The 3,273-nt window shown below is 72.6% G+C and carries 2 protein-coding genes; both read left to right on the forward strand.

The window, feature by feature from the left end; all coding sequences use genetic code 11:
- Positions 1-118 precede the first annotated feature (118 nt).
- Entirely contained in the window at positions 119-1,888 is a 1,770-nt protein-coding gene (locus AB8Z75_RS33075; RefSeq protein ID WP_369208537.1) for an OPT/YSL family transporter, read from the forward strand.
- A 180-nt stretch (positions 1,889-2,068) separates the two neighbouring features.
- A complete protein-coding gene (locus AB8Z75_RS33080; protein ID WP_369208535.1) occupies positions 2,069-3,133 on the forward strand; it encodes a hypothetical protein in 1,065 nt (354 codons plus the stop codon).
- The last annotated feature ends 140 nt before the right edge of the window (positions 3,134-3,273 follow it).

Genomic DNA, 3,273 nt, shown 5'->3' on the forward strand with positions numbered 1-3,273 from the left:
CCTCCTCGTCGCAGCCGTCCTCCCCTCCCCCGCCAACGGCTCATTCCGTCACGGCCTGGCAGTGGCGCGCCTCGCGCCGCTGCGGGCTCCGCCCTGCCCTGCCCTCGCGAGGTCCGCCATGCCTTCTTCCGTCTCACCGGACACGGACGCCACCGCCACGCCGCCCGGCGGCGCGCCCCCCTCCCATCCGAGAGCGACCGAACCGTTCCTGCTCATCGTGTTGGTCGTGCTGTCGGCCGTGGGTGCCGTCATCGGGATCGACCTCGTCGCCAAGCTCGGCATCTCCGCGAACACGGCGGTCGTCGGCGCCCTCATCGCCATGCTGATCGGGCGCATACCGCTGACGGTGCTGCGCCGGATGCGGTCCGTGCACCGGCAAAACCTCGCCCAGAGCGCCATCTCGGCCGCCACGTTCGCTGCCGCGAACGCGTTGCTGACCTCGGCGGCCGTGCCCTACGTCTTCGGGCGCGAGGACCTGGTCTGGCCGATGCTGGCGGGCTCGTTCATCGGGCTGCTCATCGACGCCTGGGTGCTCTACCGCTCCTTCGGCTCCCGGCTGCTGCCCGCCGAGGGCCCCTGGCCTCCCGGAGTCGCCGCCGCCGAGACCATCGAGGCCGGGGACAAGGGAGGCAAGCGCGCGGCGGTGCTCGCCGGCGGCACGGTCGTCGGACTGGTCGGCACCCTCTTCCACCTGCCGCTCTCGGCCGCCGGTGTCGCCTTCCTCGGGAACATCTGGGCGCTGCTGATGTTCGGCGTCGGGCTGGGGCTTCGCGAGTTCGGACCCCAGCTGTTCGGCACCGACCTGGGAGCCGGTTACGTGCCGCACGGGGTCATGGTCGGCGCCGGACTCGTCGCGCTGGGCCAGGCGGTGGCCGTCCTGACGCGGCGCGGGGGCAGGCGCGCGAGCGCTCAGGCGCCCGGCACGGCGACCGCATCGCAGCCGCCCGGACCCGGCCAGGCCCCTCAGCCCGGCCAAGCCCCCGGGTCTGGTCGAACTCCCGGGCCCGGACAAGCCCCCGGATCTGGTCAAAGGGCCGGGCTCGGTCAGGCCGCTGGGCCCTCGTCGCCCGTGGTGGACGAGGCGGCGCTGCGGCGCGCCCTGCTGCGCGGCTACGGGCTGTTCACGGCGGGCGCGGTCCTCCTCGCGCTGGCCGGTGGGCTGCTGGGCGAGATGAGCGTGCCCGCGCTGGTCGGCTGGGCGCTGTTCGCCGCGCTGGCCGCGCTGGTGCACGAGCTGATCGTGGGGCTGGCCGCGATGCAGTCCGGATGGTTCCCGTCCTTCGCCGTCACGCTGATCTTCCTCATTCTGGGCCTGGTCATCGGCATCCCCTCCGTACCGTTGGCGCTGCTGGTCGGGTATGTCTCGGCCACCGGGCCCGCCTTCGCCGACATGGGGTACGACCTGAAGGCGGGGTGGCTGCTGCGCCGTGACCATCGCCCCTGGGACCCGTGGGAGCGGGCGGGCAGGCGGGAGCAGTTCCGTGCCGCGCTGGTCGGCTTCGCCGTGGCCCTGGCCGTGGTGGCCGTGCTGTGGCAGTCCTACTTCCGGCAGGGGCTGATCCCGCCCGTGGCGAAGGTCTACGCCGACACCGTCCGGCACGGTCTCAGCGACGGCGACGCGCTGCGCACCATGCTGCTGTGGGCGATCCCCGGCGCGCTGATCCAACTGCTGGGCGGTACGCGACGGCAGATGGGCGTCATGCTGGCGACGGGACTGCTCATCCTCACCCCGCACGCGTGCTGGCTGGTCCTGGCCGGACTCGCGGTGCGCGTGGTCTACCGGCGGCTGCGCGGTGAGCAGGCCGACGCGGAGCTCAACCTCGTCGGTGCCGGGCTCATCGCCGGCAGCTCTCTCGGGGACTCGGCTCAGATCATCAAGGCCGGGTGACTCCTCGCGTGACGCTCTTCCGCGCGCCGCGGTGCGCTCCTCGCGCCCGGCCGCCCCCTGCCGTCCGTCCGCCGCCACGCGCCGCGGCCCGACACACCATGCACGACGCGCAACGCACAACGCGCAACGCGCAACGCACGACGCACGACGCACGACGCACAACGCATCAGGAGAACCCCCATGGAAATGCACAGCCGTCTCGAACCACGCGCCGAGTACCTCGGCTTCGAACTCGCGCTCGCCGCCCGCAAGCTGGTCGAGCAGGTCATGCTGGTCAAGCCGGGCGAGCACGTGGTGCTCACCGGCGACACCAGCAGCGACCGCCGGGTCGTCGACGCCACAGCGCACGCGGTCGCCGCCGCCGGCGCGCACCCCGTCATCGTCTGGTACGAGACGCTGCCGGGATCGTCTATGGAGCCGCCCCGGCCGGTCGCCGGGGCCATCGCGGACGCCGACGTGTGGGTCGAGTTCGCCGTCTCCTACCTCATGCACTCCGACGCCTTCCGCACCGCCATGAAGAACGGCTGCCGCTACACCAACCTGACCGCCATGGACGTGCAGATGCTCGTCGCCACCGTGGGCCGCCCGGACTTCGACGGCGTGATACGGCTCGGCAAGGCGCTGGTGAAGCTGCTGGAGGACGCCGACGAGGTGCGCATCACCTCCGCGAACGGCACCGACATCACCGGGCGCAACGGGACGAGGCCGATCAACCTGCGCGGCAAGCCCGCCGAGAAGCCGGGTGAGACCGTCATGCTCTCCGGGCAGATCTCCTGGAACCCGCTGGAGGAGACGCAGAACGGCACACTGGTCTTCGACGGCGCGCTGTGGCCGCCGGACGAGCTGGGGCTGCTGCGCTCCCCGGTCCGCTGCACCGTCGAGAACGGCGTCGTCACCGCCATCGAGGGCGGGCAGGACGCCGAGACGTTCCGCCGCTGGATGGAGTCGTGGGACGACCCGAACATGTTCCGCGTGGCGCACTGGTCGCTGGGCTTCAACCCCGGTGTGCCGGCCCCCACCGGCCGCATCGTCGAGGACGAGCGGGTCTTCGGCTGCGTGGAGCTGGGCATCGGCACCAAGGGCGCCTGGATCGGCGGCGAGCCGTGGGTCGCCGCGGCGCACACCGACGGCAGTGTGCTGGGCCCCTCCCTCTACCTGGACGGCGAAGCCATCGAGAAGGACGGCCGCTACGTGCACCCCGAGCTGGTCCGCATCTGCGCCGAACTCGGTGTCGCGGGGTACTGACCGCCACGCCCCGCCTCGTCCCGCACGTGGGGAGGGGAAACCGCCCCCTCCCCACGTGCCGGTCACCTACCGCCACGACGGTCTCGTCTGCACCGACCACACCCTCGACGCCCCTCTGGACCACTCCGATCCCGACGGCC

Origin of the sequence: Streptomyces sp. PU-14G (assembly GCF_041028275.1) — a bacterium.
GTDB lineage: Bacteria > Actinomycetota > Actinomycetes > Streptomycetales > Streptomycetaceae > Streptomyces.